Origin of the sequence: Bradyrhizobium sp., from assembly GCF_035484855.1 — a bacterium.
Taxonomy (GTDB): Bacteria; Pseudomonadota; Alphaproteobacteria; order Rhizobiales; family Xanthobacteraceae; genus Bradyrhizobium.
In genome coordinates this window covers 73643-100238 of the sequence record NZ_DATHOP010000095.1, presented here as the reverse complement: position 1 = coordinate 100238, position 26596 = coordinate 73643, and the positions used below count along the sequence as shown (strand labels likewise).

Here is a 26596-nt window from a genome sequence, read left to right as displayed (position 1 = left end):
GTTTTCACCGATCCTCTTTTGAGGACGGCACGGCGGAGAGCCTAGTGTATTTCCGCTCCGACGTCAGCGGGCTCCAATCCAACCGCCCGCCGCCCGCGCGCGAACCTTCGCCGCCCCTCTAATAAAACACCTCAGGCGGCGTGCCGAGCAGAACTTGCCCGACCTGCTCGAAATGAGCGGTGCGGGCCTGGATCTGCTGCGAGAGCGTGTGCATGTCGCGGAAGCGGCGCTCGAACGGGCTGCCGGGGAAGATCGCGTCGACCCCGGCTTGCTTGTAGGCGAAGTCCACGACCTCCGCCGCGCCCTGGATCGCGTTGGTGCAGGCGAGCCGCACGCGGGCGCGATCGGCGACCTCGATCGGCGCCACCTCGTCGGCCTGCGCGTAGATCGTGACGAGCGTTTCCATCAGATAGGCGCGTGCCGAGCCGAGCCGCGCCTCGGCGCGCGCGATGTCCGCCTGCACCACCGCGTTGTCGGCGAGCCGGGAGAGGTTGCGCGGCGCCTTGCGGCAGGCCAGCGCGATGAACTCGGACAGCATCGCGCGCGCGATGCCGAGCGCCACGGCTGCGACCCCGCAGGCGTAGAGGCCCGGCATGGTGAAGGCATAGAGCGGGCCGCGCTCGCGGCGCAGCGTCGGGTCCTCGCGCGTGGAGCTGAAGGTCTCCGACACGAACAAATCTTCGACGCTATAGGAGTCCGACGCCGTGCCCCGTAGCCCGATGGTCTGCCAGGTGTCGATCAGGGTGACCTGTTCAACCGGAAACAGCAGCGTGCGGATCGTCGGCCGGCCGAAGCGGTTGAGCCGCAAGCTCCCGTCGGCCTCCAGCACGTGGCAGTGCGCGCCCATCCAGCGGGCCTGCCGGCAACCGCTGGCGAAATCCCATCGGCCCGTGAGGCGATAGCCGCCGTCGGCCGCCTGCGCGCGCGAGGCGCCCGGAGGTCCCCAGGAGATGAAGGTGCGCGGATCGGCGAAGATGGCTTTGTTGGCCGCGGGCTCGAGGAAGGCGGCGATCAAGGCGGAACTGTTGGCGACAAAGACGTTCCACCCGATCGAGGCGTCATGCCCAGCGAGTTCCTCGACCGCCGCGACGTACAGCGCAGGCTCGGTCTCGTCGCCATCCGCCGAGCGCGGCAGCAGCATGCGGAACAGTCTGCTGTCATGGAGCCGCTCCAGCAACGGGGAGGGGATGCGCCGCGTGCGCTCGATCTCGTCGGCCGCAGCTGTTATGTCGGCCCCGAGTTCGCGGGCGCGGGCGACCGGGTCCATAGTGGTCTGGGTATCCATGCGCCACCTCAATTTTTGCGTGCCATTGCGGCCGACCGCGCGAGCGCTGTCAAGGGCGGGTGCAACATGTCCGCGAGCGGAGCCTGTAGCCCGGATGCAGCCAACGGATCGCGCGAATGCGCGAGCCGACGGCGAAATCCGGGGCCGACGCAAGATTTGTTCCCGGATTGCGCCAACAGGACGCGCATGCGCGCGACCCGTTGGCTACATCCGGGCTACAATACTCAATTTGGTGGGGCGTTTTTAGCAGCGCTCCAAAATGGTCAACCCGCGCAGCCGGTCGAGCAGATAGAACAGGCCGCGGTCATCGGTGGTGACGTCGTTGCTCTGGACGCGCTGCGAGCCCTCGGGGATTTCGGGCAGGAAATGGCCGATCTCGCGCGGCCGGCGCGGGTCGACAATGTCGATCAGGCGCAAGCCATGGGCGAACCATGCGGCGGGGATCACGGTTCCCGTCACCTTTTCGCTCGGCTGATGGCAGGCGGTGAACTCCGGCTGCGGCGTGCCGTCGTCGAGGCCGTCGACCTGAAAACTTGCGAACGGCATCGGGTGCCGCTCATCGGTGATGTCGACGACCCACAGGCAGGCCGGCGGTCCGGGCGCCACCCGCGCCACATCCTCGTCGGCGACCAGCATGACGCGCCGCCCATGCAGCGGGAAGGGCAGCGGCAGCGTCGTATGCGTCGGACAGGCAAACGGCGGGCTCCAGTCGAACGAGGAGACGAGAACCGGCTTGGCCATGTCGGCAATATCAAGGATGACGAAGCCGCCGTGCCAGTAGCTGACATAGAGCCGGTCGCCCTGGCGCAGCGGATGATGGCAGCGGTGCGCCGTGCCCTGCCAGCTCGGCTCCTCGCCGCCTTCGGTCCATTGTCCGGGCATCCACCAGCGGCCGACCTCGCGCGGCTGTGAGGGATCGCCGAGATCGAGGATCATCACGATGTTGCCGCGATAGCCCGCAACCGTCGGCGAGATATAGGCGTGGCGCCCGTCGAAATCGAAGCGATGCACGCCCATGCCGTCGGTCTCCCAGCGCGCGATCTCGCGCGGGTTTGCAGGCGTGGTCACGTCATAGATGCCGAGCCCGCCGCGAAAATCCTCTGGCGGGGCGTTCTTGTCGGCGCCATTGCGCTCGCGATTGACCAGCATCAGCCCGTCATGCACGCGCACCTTGTGCGAATGGGTACCGGGCGGCATCTCGAGCCGCGCCACGAGCTTCGGATGCGCGGGGTCGGCGATATCGACGATCGAGGTGCCGGCAGGCGCGCGCATGTGGCCGATGAAGGCGGTCGTGCCGGCCACGACGATCTGGCCGCCGCCCGGGCAATCGAAATATCCGACCTGACGCAAGCCGTTTGCGGAACTCATGGACGCCTCGTACCGATGCGCCACGATCATGCGACAATAATCGCGATAGAGAAAGCCTCGGCCGGTAGGCGGTGGCGTTATTTCGCCGCCGCTTTCTGCTTGCCGGCTTCCGCATCGAGCCCGACGGTGCGGCCCGGGAATCCCGCCACGTCGAAATAGCGCTGCGACAGCACCCGCTGGAATTTCAACACCGTCTGCAGGCCGTTGGCGGCGGGTTTCGAGGTGATGGTCTGCTCGGCCGCTTTCGGGGTCACGCCATTGGGCAGGGCCTCCGAGATCACCCGGCCGATCAGTCCGCCGTTGCCGGCGGGATGCAGATCCATCAGGCGCGCGATGGTCATGCCGACATCGGCATTACTGACCGGCAGCGCATCGGCATAGCCGGCCTTGAAGTCCGGCCCGATCGCCGCCATGAAATTCATGGTGTCGCCGCGGCTGAAACTGCCATGCATGCCCTGGCCCTGCCGCAGCACGGTGTCGGCGACTTCGACCGAGCAATTGGTCGGCTCGTTGCAGCCCTCCACATAGGAGCGGAAGTTGACCACGATCGAGGGATTGGGCGTCACCGCTTTGCCCTTCAGCGCGAGAGCCGACATCGGCAAGGTGCCGGGGAAGCGTCCGAGCTTGTCGTCGACGAACAGGCCGGAGACATAGTCCTGGTCGAGCAGCGCCGTGATCGTGCGCTCCGCCAGCTTCTTGTCGCCGGCCGGCAAATAGATCAGGTCCGAACCGCCGTTGGTGGCCACCACCAGATCCGGCTTGGCGGGATCCTTGCCGAGCAAGCCGTTGCCGGCCTTGGGATGGGCCCTGTCGGCCACCGCTGCATTCTTGTCGTTCGGATCGAACAGCGGCAATTCCAGCGCCTTGGCAAGGTCGATGGCGAGGAAGCCCATGGGGAGAAAATCCTTCGGCGTGTCGTCGTAGCTGATTTTCGCCGCCGGGCTGGTCTTGCTTTCCTTCGATATCGTCGAGAAGCCGTGGTCAGCCGAGACGATCACATCGGTGGTGGCGGAAAGCCCGAGGTCGTCGAGCGCCTTGCGCAGCTGCGCCAGGTTGTTGTCGGCGTTCCGGATGCCGGCCATCGAGGTTGGGCCGTTGATGCCGGGGGTCACATTGTTGAGGCTGTCGCCGTTGTTGTGCTGGCTGCCGTCGGGGTCGCGCGACCAGAACACCAGCACGAACGGCTTGTTGCGGGCCTTGAACATCGGCAGCACGACTTTGGTCGCGACATCGGCCATGTAGCCCTGCTGCGCCGTGTTGGGCACCGTGGTGCCCGGCGTCCTGGCGTCGCCGGCCTTGGCATTGTCGCCGCGCGAGGGCGTGGCCAGCGGAAGATTGGCCTTTTCCAGCGCGGCTTTCATTTCGTCGGACAAGGGAACGCCGCCCTTGCCGCCAGTGGAGTCGTCGATCACGATCGAATGCAGGCCGGCTGTGCCGATCTTGTCGTTGTGATCGAAGATCAAGGTGGGGCCGAGCTTGCCGATCGCAGCGGTGCTGAAACCCTTGGCGCGCGCCATTTTCAGCACGGTTTCCTCGTTCAGATAATCGCCGCCGAAATGCTCGTCGACGTCGTGCAGCACCGGATCGGATTCCAGGAATGGCGTGACGGTGCCGTCGGCGGCGGTAACCGGATAGCCGGCATAGATCGTGTTGGAGAAGTCGCCGGTGTCGCCGAGATAATGGCCGGTGGCCATCGCGGAGGCATTCGCCGTGGTGAAGGTCGGGAACATCGAGTGCGAATTCCTGAAATTGACGCCCTTGTCGCGCACCTCGGCCATGGCCGGCGCGGTCTCAGGCGTCACGATCCTGGCGCGCAATCCGTCGGGCACGAACAGGATCAGATTGTGCGGCGTATTGTTCTGCGCGAACGCCGTTCCGGCGGACAATAGCGTCAGGCCAGCCGATAGCAGGACGATGGAGCGGCGCATGAAGATCTCCGTGCGAAGCGGATTTTCGGCCGCGGAGGCCGGCGCCCCTGTTTAGTTTTGCTGTATGACGGATTTGTTACGTCGCCGGCTTGCGACGCGGCGCCTCAGCCGAAGGTCTTGTTGGTGGCGCGCAGCCGTTGTGCCAGCACGCGCATGACCTTCAGGGCAAAATAGGGGGTCTGGCTGACCAGAAACAGGAATTGCTTTTCGGATACCGGCACGAGTTCGACATCGGTCACGGCAATCGCGGTGGCGCTGCGCGGCTCGCTGTCGATCAGCGCCATCTCGCCGAACACGCTGTCCCTGGACAGCTCGGCAACGGTCCGGTTGCCGATCTGGATTCGGACCTCGCCGCTCTTGATGACGAAGAGTTCGTGGGCTTGCTCGCCCTCCCGGAAAATGACGCTGCCGGCCTTGACCGAATGGCTTTCGATGTCGTTGCCGGTCAATACGCCAAAGCTCGCATCCTGCATCGCTGGCCCCCGTTTGACAATTTTACGACATGCTAAGGGAGCAAGGGGCCGACAGGCAAGGATTCCCGAGATGCCGGGGACCGTGCTACATCGGCTTCTTGGCGGCCGAGCCGCAATTATAGGCCTTGCGGAAGCCCGCGGCCTGCGCGTCTTCCTCGGAGCAGAACCAGCGATCCGGTTTCGTCAGCGCAGGATAACTGCGGCACCCCTGCAGATGATAGACGCCGACATTGCCGGTGACGCGGGCGCGGATCGCCAGTTTGCCCTTGATCGGGCAGCCGGGCGGCATCATGGGATCCGCGGGGAACAGCACCGCGCGTATTTCGCGGTCCTTGTCCGCCCGGCAGGCATCGCCGAGCAGGGCGCCGTCCTTCTTGCCGCGGCGAAACTCGGCGGGCGCCACAAAACAGCCCCGCCAAAGTCCGCTGCGCCTGTTCCTGGCGGAGGCCTCGTCATCCCTGAAACGGCCTTTCGCCGATGGTTCGGAGTTCAAGGCAAGGCCCTGGCGGACCGCGAGCGCGTTCAGGCTCGTGCTTTCGCCCGCGACGCTGCAAAGGCCGAGATGCCGCTTTTTGGTGGGATCGAGGCCAAGGTCCTCGCAATGCACCGCGCGGTCGCCGATCAGCTTGGCGAGTTGATCGCGGGCCTCGATACCGCATGCCCAGGGGTCGGCATGCTCATCGATGCAGATATGGTCGAGTTCCGGCGCATCGATGCCGTCGAGCCGGTAGGTCACTTCACCGAGCTGGATGGTGCCGCCGTCCCGGACGATCGGGCCCGCTGCGAAAGCATGGCTCACCGCGACAATCGGCAGAATCAGGAGGAGGGCACGGATCGACTTCATCTCGATTGGCATTACAAATGTCGAATGATGGGCTGTCAACGTTTGTCGTGGCCGAGTAACCCCAAAGCTCGGCGCCACCGCACGCGCCAACCGCTATTCGTTGCCGAAGCTGCGCCGGCAGGCTCATGATCACGCGCTGCTCGACGTCCATGGCGAAACTTCTGTATTGGTGATGGGTACCTTCAACGAGCGTTGGCCGAGATGACCGCGATCTATTTTGACCTCGACGGCACGCTGACGGACCCAAAACCGGGAATAACCCGTTCGATTCAGTATGCTCTCAGCAGGCTGGATCGGGCAGTTCCAACGGAAGATGAGTTGGCCTGGTGCATCGGTCCGCCACTGCGCGCCAGCCTGAAAAAGCTGGTCGGCACTGACGATCTGGCGGACAGGGCGCTGTTGCTCTATCGCGAGAGGTTCGCCGATATCGGCATCTTCGAGAACGAAATCTATCCCGGTATTGTAGACGCTCTATCCATATTTGCCGATTCGGGCCGCCGCCTGTTCGTTGCGACCAGCAAGCCCGGCATCTATGCCGAGCGCATCATCGATCATTTCAAATTGAGGGGCTATTTCGAGCGCGTGTTCGGTTCCGAACTGGATGGGACGCGTTCCGACAAGACCGATCTTTTGGGCTACGCCGTCCGGAGCGCGGGCGTCGATCCTTCACAAGCGATCATGATTGGCGACCGGAGCCACGACATGGTTGGCGCGCGAAACAACGGCATGGCCGCTGTCGGCGTCCTCTACGGCTACGGCAGCGAGGCGGAATTGCTGGCCGCAGGCGCGCACCATATTTGCGCTACACCGCAGGCGTTGCGCGATCACGCAGTTTAGCCATCGAGGCGAAGTCCGGGCTTGCGCCTCAGTCTACGAGCCGGATATCGGCCGGTGCAATGGCGATGGAGACGGTCGTCCCGGGCAAACAGCCTTCATCGTCGGCCGGATTGAAACGAACGATATTCAGCAATTGCCCGCCGAAGGAGATCTCGTACTCGATCTTGTCGCCGAGATAAATGCGGGACTGCACGACAGCCGTCAGGCCGGTATCAGAGGATGAGATGGCGATTGCCTCCGGGCGCACGACAACGGTGACGGCATGACCGGGCGCGGGCACTCCTTGCGGGGCGGCCGCGATTTTCTGGCCGCCGACATCGAGGATGGCCCGGCCCTCGCGCACGCTCTCGACGGTGCCACGCAGCAGATTGGCCCGTCCAATGAAGCCGGCGACGAAAGCGGTCGCCGGCCGCCGGTAAAGCGCCTCGGCGTCGTCGAGCTGCGCGATCCGGCCCTTCTCCATCACGGCGATGCGGTCGGAGATCGCCATCGCCTCTTCCTGGTCGTGGGTGACATAGACGGTGGTGATCTCCAGCGTCTGCTGCAGCCGCCTGATCTCGCCGCGCATCGACACCCGCAGTTTTGCGTCGAGGTTCGACAGCGGTTCGTCGAACAGCAGCACGCGAGGGCGTATCACGATGGCGCGCGCCAGCGCGACGCGCTGCTGCTGGCCGCCGGACAATTCGTTCGGCAGCCGCTCGCCGAATCCGGCCAGTCCCACCAGCTCCAGCGCCTCGGCGACCGCGCGATCGATTTCGCTTCCGGATTTGTTGCGGACCTGCAGGCCGTAGGCGACGTTGCCGAAGATGGTCAGATGCGGGAACAGGGCATAATTCTGGAACACGAAGCCGATATCGCGTTGGTTCGCCGCGACATTGGTGACATCGCGCCCGGCAATCAGGATCCTGCCGCCGCTCGGCGGCTGAAAGCCCGCGATCATGCGCAAGGTCGTGGTCTTGCCGCAGCCGCTCGGGCCGAGCAGGGTCATCAACTCGCCCGGCCGGACATCCAGATCGATATTGCGGACCGCGATGATCTCGCCGCGATTGCGATCCTGCATGGTGGCCGAGACGCCTTCGAGGCGGATGCCGGCTGGCTCTGCGCGTTCGATCATGTTCAACCCTCGACCGCTGGAAGTCGCAGGCCCGGCGCCGTCAGATGCCGCAGCACGCGGTTCAGCGCTGCCGTCACAATCACGACGATCACGATCACGAACACCGAAAATGCCGCAGCCGGTCCCAGCGACAATTCCGTCATATTTTCGAGAATGCGCACCGTGATCAGCGTCCAGTTGATGGAAACGAGGAAGATGGTGGCGCTGATCGCGGTCATCGATCGGATGAACACCACGCTCAGGCCTGCAAAGAAGGCCGGCATGATCAGCGGCAGCATGATGCGGCGAAAGGTCATGAAACTGGAAGCGCCGAGACTGAAGGAGGCCTCCTCGATGCTGCGGTCGATCTGCTGCAGCAGGGCGACGGTGGTACGGATACCGGTCGGGCTGTAGCGAAACACGTAGCAGGCAATGATGATGGCAGCCGTGCCGGTCAGGAGGAACGGCTTTTGGTTGAAGGCGATCAGATAGGCGATGCCGACGATGGTGCCGGGCAGGGCATAGTTCAGCATGGTGACGATTTCCATCGCATGTCGGCCGACAAATTCGGTGCGCGCGACGAGGTAGCCGACTACGACGCCGTAGAGTCCCCCGATCGGCATGCCGATCAGGGCAATGATCAGCGTGTCCTCGATGGCCGGCAGGCCCTCGGTGAAGATCACGCGGTAATGCGCCAGGGTAAGGGTGTGATTGGCGCCGAACGATATCACGAGCGATGCGATCAGGAGCAGCGCGTAGAGATAGAGGATGAAGAGGACGACGGCGAGGCAGACGCCCATCAGCGCCGCACTTGCCAGCGGCGCGACGCTGTTTTGCGACGTCCCGGCGCGCCCCTTGCCCGTCATCGTCACATAACGGCGGCGGCCGACGACCTGGCGCTGCAGGAAATAAACCACGCCGGCCGGCACCAGCAACAGCAGCGACAGCACCGCGCCGCCCTTGAGGTCGAACATGCCGGTGATCTGCAAGTAGGCTTCGGTCGGCAGCACCGGAAAGTCGTTGCCGGCCAAAATCAGCGGGGTGGCGAAATCCGCCAACGAGGCCGCAAACAGCAGCAGGAACGCGTTGGCCAGTCCCGGCACCGTCAGGGACAGCGTCACGGTGCGGAACACGCGCCAGCGCGAACTGCCGAGGCTGAAGGCCATCTCTTCGAGATCGCCGCCGATTCCCGCCAGCATCGGCCGCAGCGCCATATAGGCCAGCGGGAAATAGGTCAACGTTTCGGCCGCGAGCGTGCTGGTCAGGCCGTAGACGGAGGCGTTGTTCATCCCCAGGAGATCGTGGGTGATGAAGCCGCGCGGTCCGAACGAGAACACGAACGCGATCGAGGTGGTGAAGGGCGGCGAGATCAGCGGCAGCAAGGTCGCGACGTCGAGCAGCCCAACCCAAAACCTCGGCGCCTGCGTGCGTTCCACCGTGAAGGCGAACAGGAATCCGAAAAACGTGCCGCAGACGCCGACCAGCGTCGCCAGCAGCAGGCTGTTGGCGAAGGCGCGCAAATTGCTCTTGCTGTCGATCGCCGCGACCAGCGGCGCCAGGGTGAAGCCGCTATCGTCGCTGAGCGCGCGGCCGATCAACTCGGCGAGCGGGTAGAGCACGAACAGCGCGAGCAGCAGCCAGAGCACGACAACGACCAGCAGACGTAGCGGATCGCTGGCGCCGCGCCACCGCGTCCATGCCCCCGCGGTTGCCATGCCTCAGCTGGCGTTCAGCACTTCGGCGACCCAGCGCTGCACGATGCGCTGTCGGTTGGCGCCGGCCCATGCGTCGTCGATCTCGATGATGTTGGCGCCCTTGAGGATGGCTGCAAGGCCGGCTTCGGTCTCGACCTTCGGGTTCGCCGGAATGAAGTTGATCTTGTTCGGCGCGAGCTGCGACTGCATCGCCGGGCTCGCCGCCCAGTCGATCAGCTTCTTGCCGGCGTCCGGGTTCTTGGCGCCCTTGATCAGCGCGATGCATTCGGCCGCCGAACCGATGCCTTCCTTGGGGAAGGAGATCTGCACGTCGTAACCCTGCTGGCGCGTGAACAAGGCATCGACGATGAAGAAGATGCCGCCGCCGGCCTGGCCGAGACCGACCGGCAGCGTGCCGCCGCCGCCGCTCTTGGTATAGAGCTGCACGTTCTGCCGGAGTTTTTTCATGTAGGCGAAAGCTTCGTCCTCGTTGCGGTTGTGCACCTGCAGGATGGAAAAGATTCGCGTCACGGCGGTGCCCGAGGTACGCGCATCCGCCATCTGCAGCATGTTCTTGTAGGCGGGATTGAGCAGGTCGTCCCACGATGCCGGCGCTTGAAGATTGTTCTGCTTCAGGAACTGGGTGTTGGTCATGAAGACCAGCGGGTCGTCGGCGATCGCGGTCCAGGCGCCACCCTTGTCCTTGAAGCGCGCCGGCAAATCCGCGGCCGCCGGCGGCACGTAGTTGTCGAAAATGCCCTGGGCCTGGCCGGCGGTGAAGGTTTCGACCGGGCCGCCGAACAACACGTCGACCTGCGGATTGGCTTTTTCGGCGGTGACCCGCGCCAGCGCTTCGCCCGAGGAGAAGCGGATGAATTTGACGTGAATGCCTGACTCCTTCTCGAAGGCCTCCATCATCGGCCGCGCATAATTTTCAGGCCAGATCGAATAAGCGTTCAAGGTGTCGGCGGCGAAAGCCCGGCGCGCGATGAAGGGTGTGGCGAGCACCGATCCAAGTAGGCCACGCCTGCTGAGTCCGTGCGAGGCGATACGCCGCGTGCGGGATGTGATCATGGTTCCCTCCGATTGCCGCGAATAATTCTGGTTGTTGGCGGCAGTGTTGAGTCCGCACCCCTGACTGTCAAGGCGCGAATGGATACGTCCGGCCGGTCGGCAGTCGCCGTCCTCCCCTCCTGCCGGACCGCCTCCGCCGGAGCATTATTGCATTGATCCCCGGCGGTTTGCTGGTAGCCTGACCTCTCGACTCGAATTTCGCAGTGAATGTCCATGGGAAGCATGGTTCTTCTCGACCTGATGGGCGGCGTGGCGCTGTTGCTGTGGGGCCTGCACATGGTCCACAGCGGGATTCTGCGCGCCTTCGGTCCCGATCTGCGGCTGCTGCTGGCGAAAGCCCTGCGCAACCGCTTCAGCGCCTTTGCGGCCGGCGTCGGGTTGACGGCCCTGCTGCAAAGCAGCACCGCGACCGCCTTGATCACCAGCTCCTTTACCGCGGAAGGATTGGTCAGCCTGGTCCCGGCGCTTGCGATCATGCTCGGCGCCAATGTCGGCACCACGCTGATCGTTCAGGTTCTGGCGTTCAACATTTCCGCCGCGGCGCCGGTTCTTTTCATCATCGGGCTGGTCGCGTTCCGCAGCGGCGCGCGATCGCGGATCAAGGATATCGGACGGGTCGCGATCGGTCTCGGCCTGATGCTGCTGGCGCTGCATATCCTGCTCGACAGCCTGGCGCCGGCGGAGAATGCGCCCAGCGTGCGCGTGCTGCTGGGCGCCATCACCGGCGATCCCGTACTGTGCATCGTCATCGGCGCGCTCGTCACCTGGCTGGTGCATTCGAGCGTGGCGAGCGTCCTACTGGTGATGTCGCTGGCCTATGCGCATTTCGTCTCGCCGGTGGCCGCGCTCGCGCTCGTGCTTGGCGCCAATCTCGGCAGCGCGATCAATCCGCTGTTCGAGGGCGCACGCCGGGACAATCCGGCAAGCTACCGGCTGCCAGTCGGCAATCTGGTCAACCGGCTGGTCGGGATTGCGCTGGTCGCGCCGTTCCTGCGCCCGATCGCGGAAGCCTCTCAAGCCTGGCAACCCGACCTCGCGAAGCTCGCCGCCGAGTTTCACATCGCCTTCAACGTGGTCATGGCGATCCTCTTCATCGGCCTGCTCGACGGCATGGCGGCGTTGCTGAAGAAGATTTTCCCGGACCAGGTCAGGGAAGCCGACCCGTCGCGGCCGCGCTACCTCGACGACAGCGCGCTCGACACGCCTTCGCTCGCGCTGGCGGATGCGGCCCGCGAAACCCTGCATATGGGCGATCATGTGGAGGTCATGCTGCGCAAGGTCATGGCCGCGATCATGACCAACGACCGCGCGCTGGTCGATCAGGTCTCGCGGATGGATAATGCAGTCGACAGTCTCGACGAGGCGATCAAGCTCTATGTGACCAAACTCACCCGCGGCAGCCTCGACGAGCGCGAGGGCAAGCGGGCGATGGAGATCATTTCTTTCGCCATCAACCTCGAGCATATGGGCGACATCATCGACAAGAATTTGAGCGAGCTCGCCACCAAGAAGATCAAGCGCAGGTTCCAGTTTTCGCCGGAGGGCGCCGAGGAACTGTCGGCCTTCCACAAGCGGACGACGGACTCGCTTCGGATCGCGTTCGGCGTCTTCATGTCGGGCGATGTCAACGAAGCTCGCAAGCTGCTCGCCGAGAAGGCTGCCTTGCGCAATGCAGAGCTTGCCGCCACCGAACGGCATCTGGACCGCCTGCGCGAGGGCCGGCCCGAGACGCTGGAGACCACCTCGCTGCATCTCGACGTGCTGCGCGACCTCCGGCGAATCCACTCGCATATCTGTTCGGTGGCTTATCCCGTGCTCGATGCCGCCGGCGAGTTGCCGGTCCGTCGGGAGGCTGAAGGCAACGTCGGAGAGATTTCCAGGGCAACGGTGTTTCCCTCGACCCGTTGATGAAGGCCCCTCCGCCACGCGCGCTATTGCACCTGCAGTCGCAAATATCTGCCCCGAGGAGCGGATTTCCAGCCAGAGGACCGTTGCCTCCGCTTGATTTTGCTGTACGACGGAATTGTTACCTCGATCCCCGCGTGCCAGATTGCGGGCGAGGAGCCCGCCCCTGAGGTCGCAAGCAAAAACAACATGTTCAAACGAATTCTGATCGCCAATCGCGGCGAGATCGCCTGCCGGATCATCAAGACGGCGCGCCGGATGGGAATCGAGACGGTCGCCGTCTATTCCGAGGCCGACCGCGACGCGCTCCATGTCGAAATGGCCGACGAGGCCGTGCTGATCGGCCCGCCGGCGGCGGCCGAGAGCTATCTGGCGATGGACAAGATCATCGCGGCCTGCCGCGAGACGGGCGCGGAGGCCGTGCATCCCGGCTATGGATTCCTGTCCGAGCGCGAAGCCTTTCCGCGCGCGCTTAGCGAGGCCGGCATCGTCTTCATCGGACCGAACGCGGGCGCGATCGCCGCGATGGGCGACAAGATCGAATCCAAGAAGGCCGCGGCGAAGGCCAAGGTATCGACGGTGCCGGGCCATCTCGGCGTCATCGAGGACGAAAAGCACGCGGTCAAGATCGCGGGCGAGATCGGCTATCCCGTGATGATAAAAGCCTCCGCCGGCGGCGGCGGCAAGGGGATGCGGATCGCGCATTCGCAGTCCGAGGTGGCCGAAGGCTTTGGGCTGGCGAAAGCCGAAGCTAAGGCCTCGTTCGGCGACGACCGGGTGTTCATCGAGAAATTCATCGTCGATCCCCGCCACATCGAGATCCAGGTGCTCGGCGACAAGCACGGCCACGTGATCTATCTCGGCGAGCGCGAATGCTCGATCCAGCGCCGCAATCAGAAGGTGATCGAGGAGGCGCCGTCACCGCTATTGGATGAGACCACCCGCCGCCAGATGGGTGAACAGGCGGTAGCACTTGCAAAAGCCGTGAAATACGATTCCGCCGGCACCGTCGAATTCGTCGCCGGGCAGGACAAAAGCTTCTTTTTCCTGGAGATGAACACGCGGCTGCAGGTCGAGCATCCCGTGACCGAATTGATCACCGGAATCGACCTGGTCGAGCAGATGATCCGCGTTGCGGCCGGCGAAAAGCTGGCGCTGAAGCAAAAGGACGTCACGCTGACCGGATGGGCGGTGGAGACGCGGGTCTATGCCGAGGACCCGTTCCGCAATTTCCTGCCCTCGATCGGGCGGCTCACAAAATACCGCCCACCGGTCGAGAGCAGCATCGACGGCATCACCGTCCGCAACGACACCGGCGTGCAGGAGGGCGGCGAAATCTCGATCTATTACGACCCGATGATCGCCAAGCTGGTGACGCACGGGCCATCGCGCATCGCCGCCATCGAGGCGCAGGCCAACGCGCTCGATGCCTTCTACATCGACGGCATCCGCCACAACATTCCGTTCCTGTCGGCGTTGATGCTGCATCCGCGCTGGCGCGAGGGCAATCTTTCGACCGGCTTCATTGCCGAAGAGTTCCCCAAAGGTTTTGCGGTGCGCGTTCCCGATGGCGAGGTCGCGCGCCGGCTCGCCGCGGTCGCGGCCGCGATCGATCACGTGCTCGGCGAACGCAAGCGGCAGATTTCCGGGCAGCTCAATGGACGGCTGGTGCAACGCGAGCGCCGCCGCGCGGTCTGGCTCGACCGCGCCGAGATCGCGCTCGATATCGCACGTGAAACCGATGGCATCGCGGTGCGGTTTGTCGGCGCCGACGGCACGCTCGGCCAGCCGCATCTCTTGGCCTCGCCCTGGAAGCCGGGCGAGCCGGTCTGGCACGGCAGCATCGACGGCCATCCGCTGGCGATGCAGGTGAGGCCGATCCCGAACGGTTTCCGGCTTGCGCATCAGGGCTATGAGGTCGCCGTCAACGTATTTACCGAGAGCGAGGCTACTGCTGCCCGCCTGATGCCGGTCGGCGCCAAGGCCGACACGGGGAAGAAACTGCTGTGCCCGATGCCGGGGCTCGTGGTGTCGATCGCGGTCACCGAGGGCCAGGAGGTCAAGGCCGGCGAGACGCTTGCGGTGGTGGAGGCGATGAAGATGCAGAACGTGCTGCGCGCCGAACGTGACGGCACGGTGAAGAAGATATACGCCAGCCCCGGCGCCACGCTGGCGGTCGACGCGCTGATACTGGAGTTTGCGTAGTACCGTCATTGCGAGCGAAGCGAAGCAATCCATCGCGCACAAAGAAAGAATGGATTGCTTCGTCGCTTCGCTCCTCGCAATGACGAAAGTGAGAGGAATCCTGGAATGACTTTCCACAAACGCCGCGAGGCACTGTGCTCGATCCTGACGGGGACGAGGTGCATCCGCCCCGGTTCGGTCTATGACGCGACCTCGATCCGCATTGCGCACGACCTCGGCTTCGAGGTCGGCATGTTCGGCGGCTCGGTGGCTTCGCTTGCGGTGTTGGGGGATCCCGACATCGCGCTGATCACGCTGACCGAACTCGCCGAGCAGATGCGCCGGATGTCGCGCGCGGCTTCCCTGCCGGTGCTGGTCGATGCCGATCACGGCTACGGCAACGCCATGAACGTCCGCCGCACCATCGAGGAACTGGAAGTGGCCGGCGCCGCCGGCCTCACCATCGAGGACACGCTGCTGCCGCAGGCCTTTGGCCAGACAGCGACGCAGCTGATTTCGCGCGAAGAGGGCATCGGCAAGATCAAGGCGGCGGTCGACGCCCGCGCCGATCCGGCGCTGGTGATATTGGCGCGCACCGGTGCGGTCTCGATCGTCTCGCTCGATGACGCCATCGCGCGCGCGGTCGCCTATGAGGCCTGCGGCGTCGATGGGTTGTTCCTGACCGGCATCAAGAACCGCGCGGAACTGGAAGCCATCGCGGCGGCGACGAAATTGCCGATCGTGCTGGGCGGCGCACCCGACGATATGGCCGACCTCGGCTATCTCGCCAGCCAGCGAGTGCGGATCGCGCTGCAGGGACACGCACCATTTGCCGCCGCAACACAAGCCGTCTATGAAACGCTTAAAGTGCTGCGTGAAGGAACGTCGCCAAAGTCATTGAAGGGCCTGGCGTCTGCCGAACTGACCGGACGCGTCACCCGCGACGCCGACGTGAAGGCGCGGCTCGCGGAATTTTTGGGGCTCAAACGCTAGATGGGCGGCGCGATCCGTCACCTGACGATCCGCGGCCGGGTGCAGGGCGTCGGCTACCGCGCCTGGGTCGAGCACCGGGCGAGGGCGCATGGGCTCGAGGGCTGGGTGCGCAACCGGCAGGACGGCAGCGTGGAGGCGGTGCTGGCGGGACCTGACCATGAGATCGCCGATTTCATCGATCGCTGCCGGCGCGGCCCTTCGACGGCGCGGGTCGAGGCGGTCGAGGACGAGCCCGCCGGTCCCGATGCGCTGAATCTGCGGCGGCAGGGCGAGCGGTTTTCGGTGCTGCCGACGGTGTAGGGAACGGCGGCCTGTTGGAGGTGACAATGAGAACAAGCGCAAACTGTTGGTTCACGCGTCTCGCCACGCTCGTCGCGGCCGTGCTGCTCTGCGGCCTGGTGCCGGCGCGGGCCCAGGCCCCGGCCGCTCCGGCGGCGGGGGCCGACAGCACGGTGGAGGACATCGTGATCGGCAGCCGCGTGCTCGCCGATTTCGGCGTGCTCGACGGATTTGGGCACGTCAGCGCCCGTGATCCCAAGAATCCAAACTATTCCTGATGTCGCGCTCGCTGGCGCCGGCGCTGGTCACCGCCGACGACATCATGGAATTCGATCTCGACGGCAACGCCGTCGATGCGAAGGGAAGATCGGTGTTCCTGGAGCGCTTCATCCACAGCGAAATCTACAAGGCCCGGCCGGACGTGATGGCGGTGGTGCACACCCATTCTCCCGGCGTCATCCCCTTCGGCGTGAGCCAGGTGCCCTTGCGGCCGATGTTCCACGACGCGCCTTTTCTCGCCGCCGGCGCACCGGTATGGGATATCCGCAAGGAGTTCGGCGAGACCGACATGCTGGTCCGCGATGCCGCGCGCGGCAAATCGCTGACGCTTGCGCTCGGCGACGGAGCGGTGGTGCTGATGCGCGGCCACGGCGACGTGACGGTGGGACCGTCCGTCAAGATGGCGGTGTTCCGCGCCTACTATACCGACGTCAATGCAAGACTGCAGTTGCAGGCGATCGCGCTCGGCGGCGACATCAACTATCTGACGCCGGGGGAGGGCGCCAAAGCCGACGCCATCAAGTTCATCGTGATCGACCGGATCTGGAACCTGTGGAAGCTGCGCGTTGCACCCGGGCTTGCGAAGTAGGCGCGGCTCTAATCAATCACCACGACACGTAGCGCGACGCGATTCCCGCTCGCTGAAATAACAGCGTACGAAAACTGGAGTATGTAAGTGGATGATGTTTGCGGCAGGAGATGGCGAATGATTGCGACATTCAAATTGGCTGTTCGGCTCCCTTGCCTCGGCGCCTTGGTGACGATGGCGCTGCTGTGCGGCTTGGCACAGGTGCGTGCCCAGGCCCCCGCCGTTCCGGCGGCGGGCGCCGACAGCACGATCGAAGACATCGTGATCGGCAGCCGCGTGCTGGCCGATTTTGGCGTGCTCGACGGTTTTGGTCACGTCAGCGCGCGCGATCCCAAGAATCCAAATCATTTTCTGATGTCGCGCTCGCTGGCGCCGGCGCTGGTCACGGCCGACGACATCATGGAATTCGATCTCGACGGCAACGCCGTCGATGCCCGCGGCCGTCAGGTGTTTTTGGAGCGCTTCATCCACAGCGAGATCTACAAGGCGCGGCCGGACGTGATGGCGGTGGTCCACACCCATTCGCCCGGCGTCATTCCCTTCGGCGTGAGCCAAATGGCGCTGCGGCCGATGTTCCACAACGCGGCCTTCCTCGGGGCGGGTGTGCCGGTCTGGGACATCCGCAAAGAGTTTGGCGAGACCGACATGCTGGTTCGCGATTCCGCGCGCGGCAAGTCGCTGGCCACGACGCTCGGCGACAAACCGGTGGTGCTGATGCGCGGCCATGGCGACGTCACCGTCGCGCCAAGCGTCCGGATGGCCGTGTTCCGCGCCTATTACACCGACGTCGATGCAAAGCTGCAGGCGCAGGCGATCGGCCTCGGCGGCGAGATCAATTACCTGACGCCGGGCGAGGGCGCCAAGGCCGACACCATCAACTTCGTCGTGCTCGATCGCATCTGGAACCTGTGGAAGATGCGCGTCGCGCCCGGTCTTCCGAAGTAGGCGGGGCGTCAACTCGCGGCTCGCTTGGGAGGTCGCCCGTTGATGCGCGGGCGTGCTTGAATCACACTTGCGCGGCGGACCTATTCACCAAATGCCAAATAGTTCACAATGCCCCTGACCCATTGACCGATGGGCAACGGCGATCCCACCGGTTCATAGAGTTGGAAGCGACTTTAGTGACAGTGCTGTATCCATAGCGCCGAACAGGGACATGGGAGCGACAAATGCCGAACCTCACCGCAAAGCTTGCCCGTCACATCGTCGGCTATCGCGGCGCCGGGCTCGATCGGGCGGCGCTGACGGTGGCTAAACAGTGCGTTCTGGATTGGTACGGTGTGACGCTTGCAGGCGCCGACGAGCCGGTAGCGCGCATTCTGCGCGAGGAGATGGCGACCTCCGGGCAAGGATCATCGTCGATCGTGGGCTTCGATCTCCGCTGCTCGCCGGTCGATGCGGCGTTGATCAACGGCGCGACCTCGCACGCGCTCGACTACGACGACGTTCATCCGCTGATCGGCCATCCCACAGCCGCGGTGCTGCCGGCGGTGCTGGCGATCGCCGAAGCCAAGGGACGCTCGGGAATGGACGTGCTGCGTGCTTTCATCGCAGGCTACGAGGCGGCAGGCTTTGTCGGCTCATTGGTGATGCGCTCGCATTATGAGCGTGGCTTTCACGCTACCGCTACGCTTGGTTCGTTCGGTGCGGCAGCAGCGGCCGGCCTCCTGCTCGATCTCGATGAGGCGCAGATGGCGGTTGCGCTTGGTCTTGCCGGCACCCAGGCGGCGGGGCTGAAATCGATGTTCGGTACCATGGGAAAGCCGTTCCATGCCGGTCGCGCGGCGGCCAACGGCGTGCTGGCTGCGCGCCTTGCAGCGCGCGGATTCACCGCCAACGCGAGCGTGCTCGAGGTGGCGCAGGGCTTCATCGCGACCCAGAGCGACGGCGATCCGTCGATCGACGTGCCATTGCCGCCTCGGGGCAGCCTGGTCGTGGAGACGCTCTTCAAATATCACGCAGCCTGCTACCTCACCCATTCCAGCATCGAGGCGATCAAACTGTTGCGCCGCCAGCTGTCTTTTAGCGGCCCCGATGTAGCAAGCATCGACCTCCATGTCGCACCGGGACATTTATCGGTTTGCAACATTGCTTCACCGCGGAGCGGGCTCGAAACCAAGTTCAGCCTGCGCCACACCGCGGCACTTGCGGCTTGCGGCAAGGATACTGCCGCGATCCAGACTTATTCAGATGCGAACGCCCTTGATGCGACGCTCGCCATGGTTCGCGAACGGGTGACCGTGCACGGCGATCGCGGTGCAGGCCGGGACGCCCACGTCAGAATCACGACCAGCCGCGGCCAAACTGCCGAGACTGCCTTCGACGTGGCGATCCCGGATCTAGATCTGGACCGCCAGGGCGGGCGCCTCGTGGCCAAGTTTCATAGCCTCGCCGATCCCGTCATTGGAGCCGAACGAGCCAGCATGCTCCAGCGCCAAATCGCCCAGTTGGACGAGGACCATGACATCCGCATGCTGATGGCCGCATAGATTTCGGACGGGTTCCGCATCGACGGCCACAGCGGTTCCGGTTCCACGACCTCTGCACAAAAAATCCGAAAAATAGAACCTCAACTATTGATTGCGGAGTCTGCCTATGTTCCGGTGTGGACGGGGATATTGTAAAAGGGGCGTGGGATGAAATCAGTTTTGGTTGTGTTGGCGCTCGCCGCGTCGGTTTCGGCTGCGGTGGCCGCAGATGTATTGCCTCCGACGCCGGCGCCGCCGCCCGTCTATCGGCCGCCACCGGTAGCGCCGGTCTATAATTGGACCGGCTTCTATATCGGCGCGATGGGCGGCTATGGATGGTCGACCAGCCAGGGCGTCGACTTCAAGGGCGGCTTTGCCGGCGGGACGATCGGCGGCAATGCCCAATTTGGGAACTTCGTCGTGGGCGGCGAAGTCGAAGGAGCCTGGGCGGATATCGGGCAAACGGTCGGGATCCTCGGGTTCGCAAGCGCGACCGACACCATTCAGGCCTTCGGATCGGCCACGGTCAGAGCGGGCGTGGCGGTCGACAACTGGCTGATCTACGGCAAGGGCGGCTTTGCCGCTGCAAGCAACAACATCAAAATTGCCGTGCTGGGCGCATCGGTCAGCGACACCGAAACCCATCTCGGTTATACGGCCGGCGGCGGTGTCGAATACGGTTTCACCCCGAACTGGTCGGTGAAGGGCGAATACCTCTTCGCTCACTATGGGAGCGAGAATTACTTCGTGGGAATACTGCCGCCGGGCTTGCCGAGCGGGAGCTTCGACGTTCACACCGTCAAACTGGGCGTCAACTACCGCTTCGGCTGGGGCGGACCGGTGGTCGCGCGTTACTGATCTTCCGGACGCCGCAACCGCTTCACGCGCGTAATCCGCTGGTCTCAGTGGACCGGGCCGTCGTAATAGGCGTAGGGGCCATAACCGTAAGGGCCATAACCCCCGAGCGGCGCGGCAACGAAGCGTGAAGCCGCGACGGAACGACAGACCCCGGGAAACTACGGGCTGCTCGATTAACGCCTGCATTAACCGCTTGTCTCTAGGCTCTCGGGCAACGCCCGTGGCGATGAGGGCAATCGAGAGCCGGTGATGTCGATCAACCAGAAGAGTTTTTCGATCGAGGAACTGCTGTCCAGCGAAGCTTCCCGTTGGGACCGCCGGATCGCCGCCGATCTTGCGTCCGAGCTGGAAAGCCAGTTGGCCGAGAAAGTCGACACCATCCCCGAGATCAGGCGGTTTCTCGCGGTCAAGGGCTATCGGCAATTGCGGGCGCGGCTGCAATTCGAAATCGGCGATGCGACCGGAGACGATGCGATCCGGGCGATGGCCCGGGCAATGCGCGCCTTCGCCCACGAGCGCCCCGGCCTGTCGGCGGCAACCTTCAGAAATGCGACGACCGACTCGCCGGAATGGCGGCGTGAACATCAATTGTTGGGCGCCGTCGCCCTGAGCGCCTTCGAAAGCGCCGAACTGAATCGCGAGCAGGCGATCAACGCGCTGTTGATGTTGCGCACGCTGGTCCGCGGATTTGTGCTCCACGAAATGGCGGCATCGTTCCTGGACACCGTTGATTACGACAGGCTGTACGCGATGACGATCGAAGTCTTCATTCGCGGCCTCGACGCGCTTCGCTCCGCGGCGCCGTCCGTTTAAGTCAGACTGTCGTTTCCGGCTGCGCTTGCAAGGCGCCGAACACCTGTTCGAACGCCTGCCGGAGCGCGATATCGACATCTGCCATGCTTGCGGTATGACCGAGATCGTAAAGGCTGGTGACGCCATAACGCGGGTCCGCCACCCCGCACGGCACGATCGCCGTGAAGTGCGAAAGATCCGGTTCGACGTTGATCGAGATGCCGTGCAGCGACACCCAGCGTTTGAGCCGCACACCGATAGCCGCGATCTTGTCTTCGAAGCCTTTGCCCTTGTCCGGACGGCTGACCCAGACCCCGACGCGATCCTCGCGCCGCTCGCCACGCACGTTGAAGGCGGCAAGCGTCCGGATGATCCATTGCTCCAGGGCCGCCACATAGGCCCGCACGTCGGGCTGCCGCTGCTTGAGGTCGAGCATGACGTAGGCCACCCGCTGGCCTGGGCCGTGATAGGTCAGCTGTCCGCCGCGCCCGGTGGCAAACATCGGGAAGCGGGGGTCGAGCAGGTCGCTGGCCTTGCCGCTGGTGCCGGAGGTGTAGAGCGGGGGGTGTTCCAGCAGCCAGACCAGCTCGGCCGCCCGGCCGCCTGCGATGTCGGCGGCGCGGGCTTCCATGAAGGACACGGCTTCTGGATAGGGGACCGGTGCCTCTGAAATCAGCCATTCCAGCGGGGCGCCGGGACCCTGCGAGAATGGCGTCAAATCAAGGCTTTGGCGGGCTTTAACCATTGGCTAACCATAACGTGGTGATGTCTTTTCACGCAATTCGCATTTGTCAGTCAGTCGGGTCCTTTAGTGCCAACCCTCGATAAAGTCAGCGTTGACCTCATGGTGGTGCTCGGCACCACGACGATGCCGATTCATCAGGTCATGCGGCTGTCCCGCGGCGCCATCATCGAACTGGACGCCACCGAAGCCGACGAGGTCAAGATCCTCGCCAACAACCTGCCGATCGCCAGCGGCGTGGTGCTGGTCGACCGCAACCGCATCGCCGTCGAAGTCAAGCAGATACTGCCGAAATCCCCGGGCACAAGGTAGCCCGGACGCGGGATTCCCGGGCCTTGTCCGGTCATCTGCGATTTGTTACATCCCGCAGCCGTTGATCCGGTCCGGCCGTTCCGGAAAACCGGTTTCCCAAGCGCTCGTGGCGGAATTGGTAGACGCGCTGCCTTGAGGTGGCAGTGAGTAACATCGTGGGGGTTCGAGTCCCTCCGAGCGCACCAAGAAAGAAAATTGTGCGACGGCGCCGTGCCGGCAAGGGCCGGGGCTTGAAGGCGCGATGCGTTGCCGCTGGCGATGCCGAACGCGCCCCCGTTGCCGTGTTGTAACAACGTGGGCGTACATCCGGCGATGCGGGTTCCGGGCGGTTCCGGCCCTGCCAGCTAGAAATTCCGCGCATCAGGCTTGATCGAACCTCAGAGATCATCGACAGGAACCCTGCCATGAGATTCCTCAGCCACGCCTATCGGTTCGGTTCCAATTTCGTCTTTCTGGCGCTGGTCTATTACAGCCTGAATTTCATGGAGAAATACTCGCAGCGCGCGATCCTTGCGATTTTGGTGCTGGTCTATGCCGCGATGCGCGCGGTCTCCGCGCTGCGTTCGTTTTACTTCTACCAGCGCGTCGAACGGCTCGAATTCGAGGCGCGGCGCCTGGCGGGCGTCGCCGGCGAAGCGGCCAATCTCACATTGTCCCGCAAGCAGATCGTTGCCGACGTCAGCACGCTGCGCCGGGCCAACGAATTCAACTCCTATATCGACCTGCTGTTTCTGGCGATGATCGTGCTGTTGTGCATCTCGAAGATCGTGACGGATTGAGGCGTCAGACGCTTCTTCTCTTGACCTGGACCAGATGTTTCAGGGGAACGTGACGGGCATGCGCGACATGCCGGCTTGCGCGAGCGGCGACATGCCGGCTCCCGCGACCGGCGACGTGACGGAGCTGTTCCGCACGATGCCTGCCGCGCGTCGCGGCCCGCGATTCGACGGCCTCGATCGCAGCCGCTTCATGAACCGCGGCCGCCTGCCCCTCGCGATGCGCCGCCGGCGTGCCGGTCCGCATCGCCATGCGCAGCCCTTCGGGGATGTCGAAAATGCCTTGCGCCGGCACCGGTAGCGCAATCGCGGTCTGCACCAGCAAGGGCGACTGCCGCGGCCATGGGGCTTCCCGCGGCAGCGGAACGCTGTGCCCGGGCCGGCTGTTGTCGGCTTCCAGCGCGAGCGTGATCGACCCGTTGTCGAGCCAGTCCTTGTCCCACAGCGAGGGCGCGGGAAGCGTGCCGGCATCGGTATCGGCAACGGGGAGAGTCTTCGGCCAGTGTGCCGCCATATCCTCCGGATGCAGCCGCCAGTCCTCCGGTTCGGTCGGCGTGGCCGGGTTTTCCGGCGTTGCCGGCACGACATGGACGATGCGGTAGCCGCGCGCCTTCATTTCCTGCAGGATTCTCGGCAAGGCCGCGACCGTTCGCGACTGGATGTCGTGCAGCAGCAGAATGCCTTTCCCCCTTTGCTCCAGCCGCTTGATCGCGAGTTCAAAGACCCTGGTGGAGGAAATATGCCGCCAGTCGTCGGCGAGAAAATCGGCGCTCCAGATCTGGATGCCCATCGAGGCCATGTAGTCCTCGACCGCCTCCTCGCGCAAAAGGCCGGGAATACGGAAGAACGGCCCTAGCGCCGGGGCGTCATCGCCGAGGGCTGCCTTTACCGAGGCGATGCCGTCGTCGATCTCCGCCTTGGCGCGCTCGATCGGCATGTGGTTCATCGTCAGCGGATGGTCCTCGGTATGGGTGCCGATGCTGTGGCCCGCCGCGGCGAGCTTGCGCACGCCCTCGGGGTAGGCCTGCGCCATGCGACCGATCTCGAAGAAGGTCGCCTTCACGCATTGCGCGGCGAGAATGTCGAGAATCTGGTTGCTGTTGCGCGGCAGCGGTCCGTCGTCGAAGGTCAGTACCACCTCGTGATCGGCCAGCGGCAGCGTTTCCGGATATTGCATCACGCCGATGCGGGGATGTTCGCGCGGGTCGACCACCAGCGTGCGCGAGGTGCCGATCGCGTCGGGATGATCAGGACAATCGGCAGCGGAAGCCGAAGGCGCGGCGATGCAGGCCAACAGCATCTGGCCAAGTAGCAGAAGGCAAGCAGCCGTCCATCGCGGTGTCCGAACGCCAGCCAGCACATTACCGATCATCGCACACCGTCTGCATTCCCATTGACGCCCGCGTTTTGTTACATGCGGCGGCATGAACGGCGGCTTAATGTTCGCTTTACGTACACCATCTCGGCGCTTAGGGCACGCCGTCGAAATCGACGGCGGGCCCGGTCGGCACCAGATGGACCACATGATAGCCGTTGTCCCTTAGATAGCGCAAAAATGCCGGCAGCATGGCCGCGGTCCTTGCCTTGGCGTCGTGGAACAGGATGATCCCCCGGCCGGCGGCCTTGAGGCGGTCGATCACCAGCTTCAATTCCTGGTTAGGCGTCATCAGTTTCCAGTCGCTGGCCCAGATATCCGCGCCGAACACCACGATGCCGCGGGACTGCAGGAGGTCGAGGGTGGCTTGCGTGGTCTCGAAGCCCGGAAAACGAAAAAAGGGCGTGCTCGGGACCGTCGTCGCCGTGCCGTGAAGCGCCATTTCGACCGCCGATATGCCGCGGTCGATTTGTGTCACGGCATCAGCGGGTGGAATCCGCATCAGGCTGGCGTGGGTCCAGGTGTGATGCCCAATGGTGTGGCCTTCGGCCGCGGTCCGGCGCAGCAGTTCGGGGTGTTCGGTGGCGGGCTTGCCGATCACGAAGAATGTCGCCTTCACGCACTGCTCGGCCAGTGCTTCCAGCACCTTCGGCGTCGTCGGCGGCCACGGGCCGTCATCGAAGGTCAATACCACCTCGTGATCCCAGAGCGGCAGCGTTTGCGGAAATTCCTTCAAGCCCACCCGCGGCGTGGTGGCGGCATCGACATGGAGAATGCGGGAGGTGCCAAGGGTTCGTTCGCGCGGACATTGCGCCGCGCGAGCGAGGTTGCCCTGTATGACGCAGGCGAGCAGCGCACCGGCCAAAAGGCCGATGAATCTGCGGATCCTCATTCGCCACTGCATCTTTGCCATTGCGCTGGGTGTTGCCCATTGGGTAAGGCGTGAAGCGACAGCTCAAACGAGTTGAGCCATTCTGTCAAACCGGCGGAGCGCGCGGCATGGCCGAAGATATCGACGTTGCCGAGGGCGCCGTCCCCGTGCTCGACCATTTGCCGATGCGCGACGAAGATGGCGAAATTCGCGCCCCCTTCGTCGAGGAGATCGCGCGTGCAATCCATGCGGCCGATGCTCCGTTCCTGCGCGCCGTGGTGGCGGAACTGCACGAGGCCGATCTCGGCGATCTGATCGCAGCGCTTGAGCCCGACGACCGCGTCAGCCTGGTGGAACTGACGGGCACCGATTTCGACTTTTCGGCGCTGAACGAGGTCGACGACGCCGTCCGCGAGGAAATCCTCGAGGAGCTCGAGCCTGAGACGGTCGCCGAGGGCGTGCGCGAGCTGGAATCCGACGACGCCGTCGAACTGCTCGAAGGGCTCGATGAGGAAGAGCAGGAGGAAATCCTCGACAAGCTGCCGGCCTCGGAGCGCGACGTGCTCGAGCGCAGCCTGGAATATCCCGAAAATTCCGCCGGACGGCGGATGCAGACCGAATTCATCGCGGTGCCGCCGGAATGGAACGTGGGGCAGGCGATCGACTTCATGCGCGACGCGCCGGATCTGCCGGGGCGGTTCTACGAAATCTACGCGGTCGACGGCGCGCAGCACTGGCAGGGCGCGGTGTCACTGGATTCGCTGTTGCGCTCGCGCCGGCCGGTGCCGCTGGCCGACCTGATCGAGGAAGACCGCCGCCGGGTCTCGGTGCTGGACGATCAGGAGGAGGTGGCGCGGCTGTTCGGCAAATATAATCTGGTCGCAGCCCCCGTGGTCGATACCGAAAACCGGCTGGTCGGCGTCATCACCGTCGACGACGTGGTTGACGTCATCGAGGAGGAGGCCGACGAGGAGATCAAGGCACTCGGCGGCATCACCAGCGACGAAGAACTGTCCGACAATGTCTGGACCATCGCCAAGGGCCGTTTCAACTGGCTGCTGGTCAATCTCGCCACCGCCTTCCTGGCGTCATCGGTGCTCGGCCTGTTCGAGGGGCAATTGGAAAAAATGGTGGCGCTCGCCGTGCTGGCGCCGATCGTCGCCAGCCAGGGCGGCAACGCCGCCACGCAAACCATGACGGTCGCGGTGCGCGCTTTGGCGACCCGCGAGCTCGGCCCCAACAACGCGTTTCGCGTGGTCATGCGCGAGGGCCTGGTCGGCCTCGTCAACGGACTGGCCTTTGCGGTTATCACCGGTATTGCCGCGGTGGCCTGGTTCCAGATCCCCGGGCTCGGCATCGTGATCGGGCTTGCGATCATCTGCAACCTGGTCGCCGGCGCGCTCGGCGGCATCCTGATCCCGATGGTGCTGGAGCGGGTGCGCGCCGATCCGGCCGTGGCCTCGGGCACCTTCGTCACGACCGTCACCGACGTGGTCGGCTTCTTCTCGTTCCTCGGCATCGCCACCCTGTGGTTCGGGCTGAAATAGGGCGGCCGGCGGTCCGCGATCATCGTTAAT

25 protein-coding genes and 1 tRNA gene are annotated in these 26596 nt (G+C 64.4%); 15 read left to right on the top strand and 11 right to left on the bottom strand.

What is annotated here, in order from left to right:
* Positions 1-118 precede the first annotated feature (118 nt).
* The 5 genes from VK804_RS11185 to VK804_RS11165 form a co-directional block, all read right to left on the bottom strand.
* Positions 119-1285, bottom strand: coding sequence for an acyl-CoA dehydrogenase family protein (locus VK804_RS11185; RefSeq protein ID WP_325370867.1), 1167 nt, complete (start codon positions 1283-1285; stop codon positions 119-121).
* A 243-nt stretch (positions 1286-1528) separates the two neighbouring features.
* Positions 1529-2653, bottom strand: coding sequence for a hypothetical protein (locus VK804_RS11180; RefSeq protein ID WP_325370866.1), 1125 nt, complete (start codon positions 2651-2653; stop codon positions 1529-1531).
* A 77-nt stretch (positions 2654-2730) separates the two neighbouring features.
* Positions 2731-4581: an alkaline phosphatase family protein gene (locus VK804_RS11175; protein ID WP_325370865.1), complete on the bottom strand. Its 1851-nt coding sequence runs from the start codon at positions 4579-4581 to the stop codon at positions 2731-2733.
* Between the two features lie 104 nt (positions 4582-4685).
* Positions 4686-5054, bottom strand: coding sequence for a cyclic nucleotide-binding domain-containing protein (locus VK804_RS11170; RefSeq protein ID WP_325370864.1), 369 nt, complete (start codon positions 5052-5054; stop codon positions 4686-4688).
* An 85-nt stretch (positions 5055-5139) separates the two neighbouring features.
* On the bottom strand, positions 5140-5910 hold the full coding sequence (locus VK804_RS11165; RefSeq protein WP_325370863.1) for a thermonuclease family protein: 771 nt from the start codon (positions 5908-5910) through the stop codon (positions 5140-5142).
* 189 nt (positions 5911-6099) lie between these two features.
* On the opposite strand from VK804_RS11165, the gene VK804_RS11160 reads away from it, so the two are divergent.
* The gene (locus tag VK804_RS11160; protein WP_325370862.1) at positions 6100-6735 is read left to right on the top strand and encodes an HAD family hydrolase; all 636 of its coding nucleotides are present in this window, start codon (positions 6100-6102) and stop codon (positions 6733-6735) included.
* Positions 6736-6763: 28 nt separating this feature from the next.
* On the opposite strand, the gene VK804_RS11155 is transcribed toward VK804_RS11160, so the two are convergent.
* From VK804_RS11155 to VK804_RS11145, 3 genes are read right to left on the bottom strand one after another with little or no spacing between them, the layout of a single operon-like run.
* Positions 6764-7849 carry an ABC transporter ATP-binding protein gene (locus VK804_RS11155; protein ID WP_325370861.1) on the bottom strand — a complete coding sequence of 362 codons (1086 nt, stop codon included), beginning with the start codon at positions 7847-7849 and terminating at the stop codon, positions 6764-6766.
* 2 nt (positions 7850-7851) lie between these two features.
* Positions 7852-9543, bottom strand: a complete 1692-nt coding sequence (locus tag VK804_RS11150; RefSeq protein WP_325370860.1) for an iron ABC transporter permease — start codon at positions 9541-9543, stop codon at positions 7852-7854.
* Positions 9544-9546: 3 nt separating this feature from the next.
* Positions 9547-10596 carry an ABC transporter substrate-binding protein gene (locus VK804_RS11145; RefSeq protein WP_325370859.1) on the bottom strand — a complete coding sequence of 350 codons (1050 nt, stop codon included), beginning with the start codon at positions 10594-10596 and terminating at the stop codon, positions 9547-9549.
* Positions 10597-10809: 213 nt separating this feature from the next.
* Between VK804_RS11145 and VK804_RS11140 the strand changes: the two genes are divergently transcribed.
* The 10 genes from VK804_RS11140 to VK804_RS11095 all read left to right on the top strand — a co-directional run bounded on the left by VK804_RS11140 (position 10810) and on the right by VK804_RS11095 (position 20964).
* On the top strand, positions 10810-12504 hold the full coding sequence (locus VK804_RS11140; protein WP_325370858.1) for a Na/Pi cotransporter family protein: 1695 nt from the start codon (positions 10810-10812) through the stop codon (positions 12502-12504).
* Positions 12505-12690: 186 nt separating this feature from the next.
* Positions 12691-14706 (top strand): acetyl/propionyl/methylcrotonyl-CoA carboxylase subunit alpha, encoded by a 2016-nt coding sequence (locus VK804_RS11135; protein WP_325370857.1) that lies wholly within the window; start codon positions 12691-12693, stop codon positions 14704-14706.
* A 105-nt stretch (positions 14707-14811) separates the two neighbouring features.
* Positions 14812-15678, top strand: a complete 867-nt coding sequence (locus tag VK804_RS11130; RefSeq protein ID WP_325370856.1) for an isocitrate lyase/PEP mutase family protein — start codon at positions 14812-14814, stop codon at positions 15676-15678.
* Positions 15679-15978 (top strand): acylphosphatase, encoded by a 300-nt coding sequence (locus VK804_RS11125; protein ID WP_325370855.1) that lies wholly within the window; start codon positions 15679-15681, stop codon positions 15976-15978.
* Positions 15979-16004: 26 nt separating this feature from the next.
* On the top strand, positions 16005-16235 hold the full coding sequence (locus VK804_RS11120) for a hypothetical protein (protein WP_325370854.1): 231 nt from the start codon (positions 16005-16007) through the stop codon (positions 16233-16235).
* On the top strand, positions 16235-16825 hold the full coding sequence (locus VK804_RS11115; RefSeq protein ID WP_325370853.1) for a class II aldolase/adducin family protein: 591 nt from the start codon (positions 16235-16237) through the stop codon (positions 16823-16825). Before VK804_RS11120 ends, VK804_RS11115 begins: the two co-directional genes overlap by 1 nt.
* Positions 16826-17101: 276 nt before the next feature.
* Positions 17102-17770: a class II aldolase/adducin family protein gene (locus VK804_RS11110; RefSeq protein WP_414642754.1), complete on the top strand. Its 669-nt coding sequence runs from the start codon at positions 17102-17104 to the stop codon at positions 17768-17770.
* Between the two features lie 224 nt (positions 17771-17994).
* On the top strand, positions 17995-19314 hold the full coding sequence (locus tag VK804_RS11105) for an MmgE/PrpD family protein (RefSeq protein WP_325370851.1): 1320 nt from the start codon (positions 17995-17997) through the stop codon (positions 19312-19314).
* Between the two features lie 147 nt (positions 19315-19461).
* Positions 19462-20151 (top strand): outer membrane protein, encoded by a 690-nt coding sequence (locus VK804_RS11100; RefSeq protein WP_325370850.1) that lies wholly within the window; start codon positions 19462-19464, stop codon positions 20149-20151.
* A gap of 249 nt (positions 20152-20400) precedes the next feature.
* Complete coding sequence (locus tag VK804_RS11095) at positions 20401-20964, top strand: WHG domain-containing protein (protein ID WP_325370849.1); 564 nt, start codon at positions 20401-20403, stop codon at positions 20962-20964.
* A gap of 1 nt (position 20965) precedes the next feature.
* Here VK804_RS11095 and lipB read toward each other — a convergent pair whose 3' ends face one another.
* The gene (gene lipB / locus VK804_RS11090; protein ID WP_325370848.1) at positions 20966-21688 is read right to left on the bottom strand and encodes a lipoyl(octanoyl) transferase LipB; all 723 of its coding nucleotides are present in this window, start codon (positions 21686-21688) and stop codon (positions 20966-20968) included.
* A 66-nt stretch (positions 21689-21754) separates the two neighbouring features.
* Between lipB and VK804_RS11085 the strand changes: the two genes are divergently transcribed.
* The 3 genes from VK804_RS11085 (at position 21755) to VK804_RS11075 (ending at position 22776) form a co-directional block, all read left to right on the top strand.
* Entirely contained in the window at positions 21755-21997 is a 243-nt protein-coding gene (locus VK804_RS11085; RefSeq protein ID WP_325370847.1) for a FliM/FliN family flagellar motor switch protein, read from the top strand.
* Between the two features lie 100 nt (positions 21998-22097).
* Positions 22098-22182: transfer RNA gene (locus VK804_RS11080), tRNA-Leu, on the top strand.
* 219 nt (positions 22183-22401) lie between these two features.
* Positions 22402-22776, top strand: a complete 375-nt coding sequence (locus VK804_RS11075; protein ID WP_325370846.1) for a hypothetical protein — start codon at positions 22402-22404, stop codon at positions 22774-22776.
* A gap of 4 nt (positions 22777-22780) precedes the next feature.
* On the opposite strand, the gene VK804_RS11070 is transcribed toward VK804_RS11075, so the two are convergent.
* Together VK804_RS11070 and VK804_RS11065 are read right to left on the bottom strand one after the other, a co-directional pair.
* On the bottom strand, positions 22781-24073 hold the full coding sequence (locus VK804_RS11070) for a polysaccharide deacetylase family protein (RefSeq protein WP_325370845.1): 1293 nt from the start codon (positions 24071-24073) through the stop codon (positions 22781-22783).
* Between the two features lie 169 nt (positions 24074-24242).
* On the bottom strand, positions 24243-25040 hold the full coding sequence (locus tag VK804_RS11065; protein ID WP_414642753.1) for a polysaccharide deacetylase family protein: 798 nt from the start codon (positions 25038-25040) through the stop codon (positions 24243-24245).
* 107 nt (positions 25041-25147) lie between these two features.
* Here VK804_RS11065 and mgtE point away from each other — a divergent pair, with 107 nt between their 5' ends.
* The gene (mgtE, locus tag VK804_RS11060; protein ID WP_325370843.1) at positions 25148-26566 is read left to right on the top strand and encodes a magnesium transporter; all 1419 of its coding nucleotides are present in this window, start codon (positions 25148-25150) and stop codon (positions 26564-26566) included.
* The last annotated feature ends 30 nt before the right edge of the window (positions 26567-26596 follow it).

Coding starts and splice junctions, on each gene's coding strand:
- VK804_RS11175 (WP_325370865.1), bottom strand. CDS start 4,581: ATGCGCCGCTCCATCGTCCTGCTATCGGCTGGCCTGACGCTATTGTCC.
- VK804_RS11065 (WP_414642753.1), bottom strand. CDS start 25,040: ATGAGGATCCGCAGATTCATCGGCCTTTTGGCCGGTGCGCTGCTCGCC.
- VK804_RS11145 (WP_325370859.1), bottom strand. CDS start 10,596: ATGATCACATCCCGCACGCGGCGTATCGCCTCGCACGGACTCAGCAGG.
- VK804_RS11135 (WP_325370857.1), top strand. CDS start 12,691: ATGTTCAAACGAATTCTGATCGCCAATCGCGGCGAGATCGCCTGCCGG.
- VK804_RS11185 (WP_325370867.1), bottom strand. CDS start 1,285: ATGGATACCCAGACCACTATGGACCCGGTCGCCCGCGCCCGCGAACTC.
- VK804_RS11075 (WP_325370846.1), top strand. CDS start 22,402: ATGAGATTCCTCAGCCACGCCTATCGGTTCGGTTCCAATTTCGTCTTT.
- VK804_RS11115 (WP_325370853.1), top strand. CDS start 16,235: ATGTCGCGCTCGCTGGCGCCGGCGCTGGTCACCGCCGACGACATCATG.
- VK804_RS11095 (WP_325370849.1), top strand. CDS start 20,401: ATGTCGATCAACCAGAAGAGTTTTTCGATCGAGGAACTGCTGTCCAGC.
- lipB (WP_325370848.1), bottom strand. CDS start 21,688: ATGGTTAAAGCCCGCCAAAGCCTTGATTTGACGCCATTCTCGCAGGGT.
- VK804_RS11100 (WP_325370850.1), top strand. CDS start 19,462: ATGAAATCAGTTTTGGTTGTGTTGGCGCTCGCCGCGTCGGTTTCGGCT.
- VK804_RS11140 (WP_325370858.1), top strand. CDS start 10,810: ATGGGAAGCATGGTTCTTCTCGACCTGATGGGCGGCGTGGCGCTGTTG.
- mgtE (WP_325370843.1), top strand. CDS start 25,148: ATGGCCGAAGATATCGACGTTGCCGAGGGCGCCGTCCCCGTGCTCGAC.
- VK804_RS11105 (WP_325370851.1), top strand. CDS start 17,995: ATGCCGAACCTCACCGCAAAGCTTGCCCGTCACATCGTCGGCTATCGC.
- VK804_RS11125 (WP_325370855.1), top strand. CDS start 15,679: ATGGGCGGCGCGATCCGTCACCTGACGATCCGCGGCCGGGTGCAGGGC.
- VK804_RS11130 (WP_325370856.1), top strand. CDS start 14,812: ATGACTTTCCACAAACGCCGCGAGGCACTGTGCTCGATCCTGACGGGG.
- VK804_RS11150 (WP_325370860.1), bottom strand. CDS start 9,543: ATGGCAACCGCGGGGGCATGGACGCGGTGGCGCGGCGCCAGCGATCCG.
- VK804_RS11170 (WP_325370864.1), bottom strand. CDS start 5,054: ATGCAGGATGCGAGCTTTGGCGTATTGACCGGCAACGACATCGAAAGC.
- VK804_RS11160 (WP_325370862.1), top strand. CDS start 6,100: ATGACCGCGATCTATTTTGACCTCGACGGCACGCTGACGGACCCAAAA.
- VK804_RS11070 (WP_325370845.1), bottom strand. CDS start 24,073: ATGCTGTTGGCCTGCATCGCCGCGCCTTCGGCTTCCGCTGCCGATTGT.
- VK804_RS11155 (WP_325370861.1), bottom strand. CDS start 7,849: ATGATCGAACGCGCAGAGCCAGCCGGCATCCGCCTCGAAGGCGTCTCG.
- VK804_RS11180 (WP_325370866.1), bottom strand. CDS start 2,653: ATGAGTTCCGCAAACGGCTTGCGTCAGGTCGGATATTTCGATTGCCCG.
- VK804_RS11120 (WP_325370854.1), top strand. CDS start 16,005: ATGAGAACAAGCGCAAACTGTTGGTTCACGCGTCTCGCCACGCTCGTC.
- VK804_RS11165 (WP_325370863.1), bottom strand. CDS start 5,910: ATGCCAATCGAGATGAAGTCGATCCGTGCCCTCCTCCTGATTCTGCCG.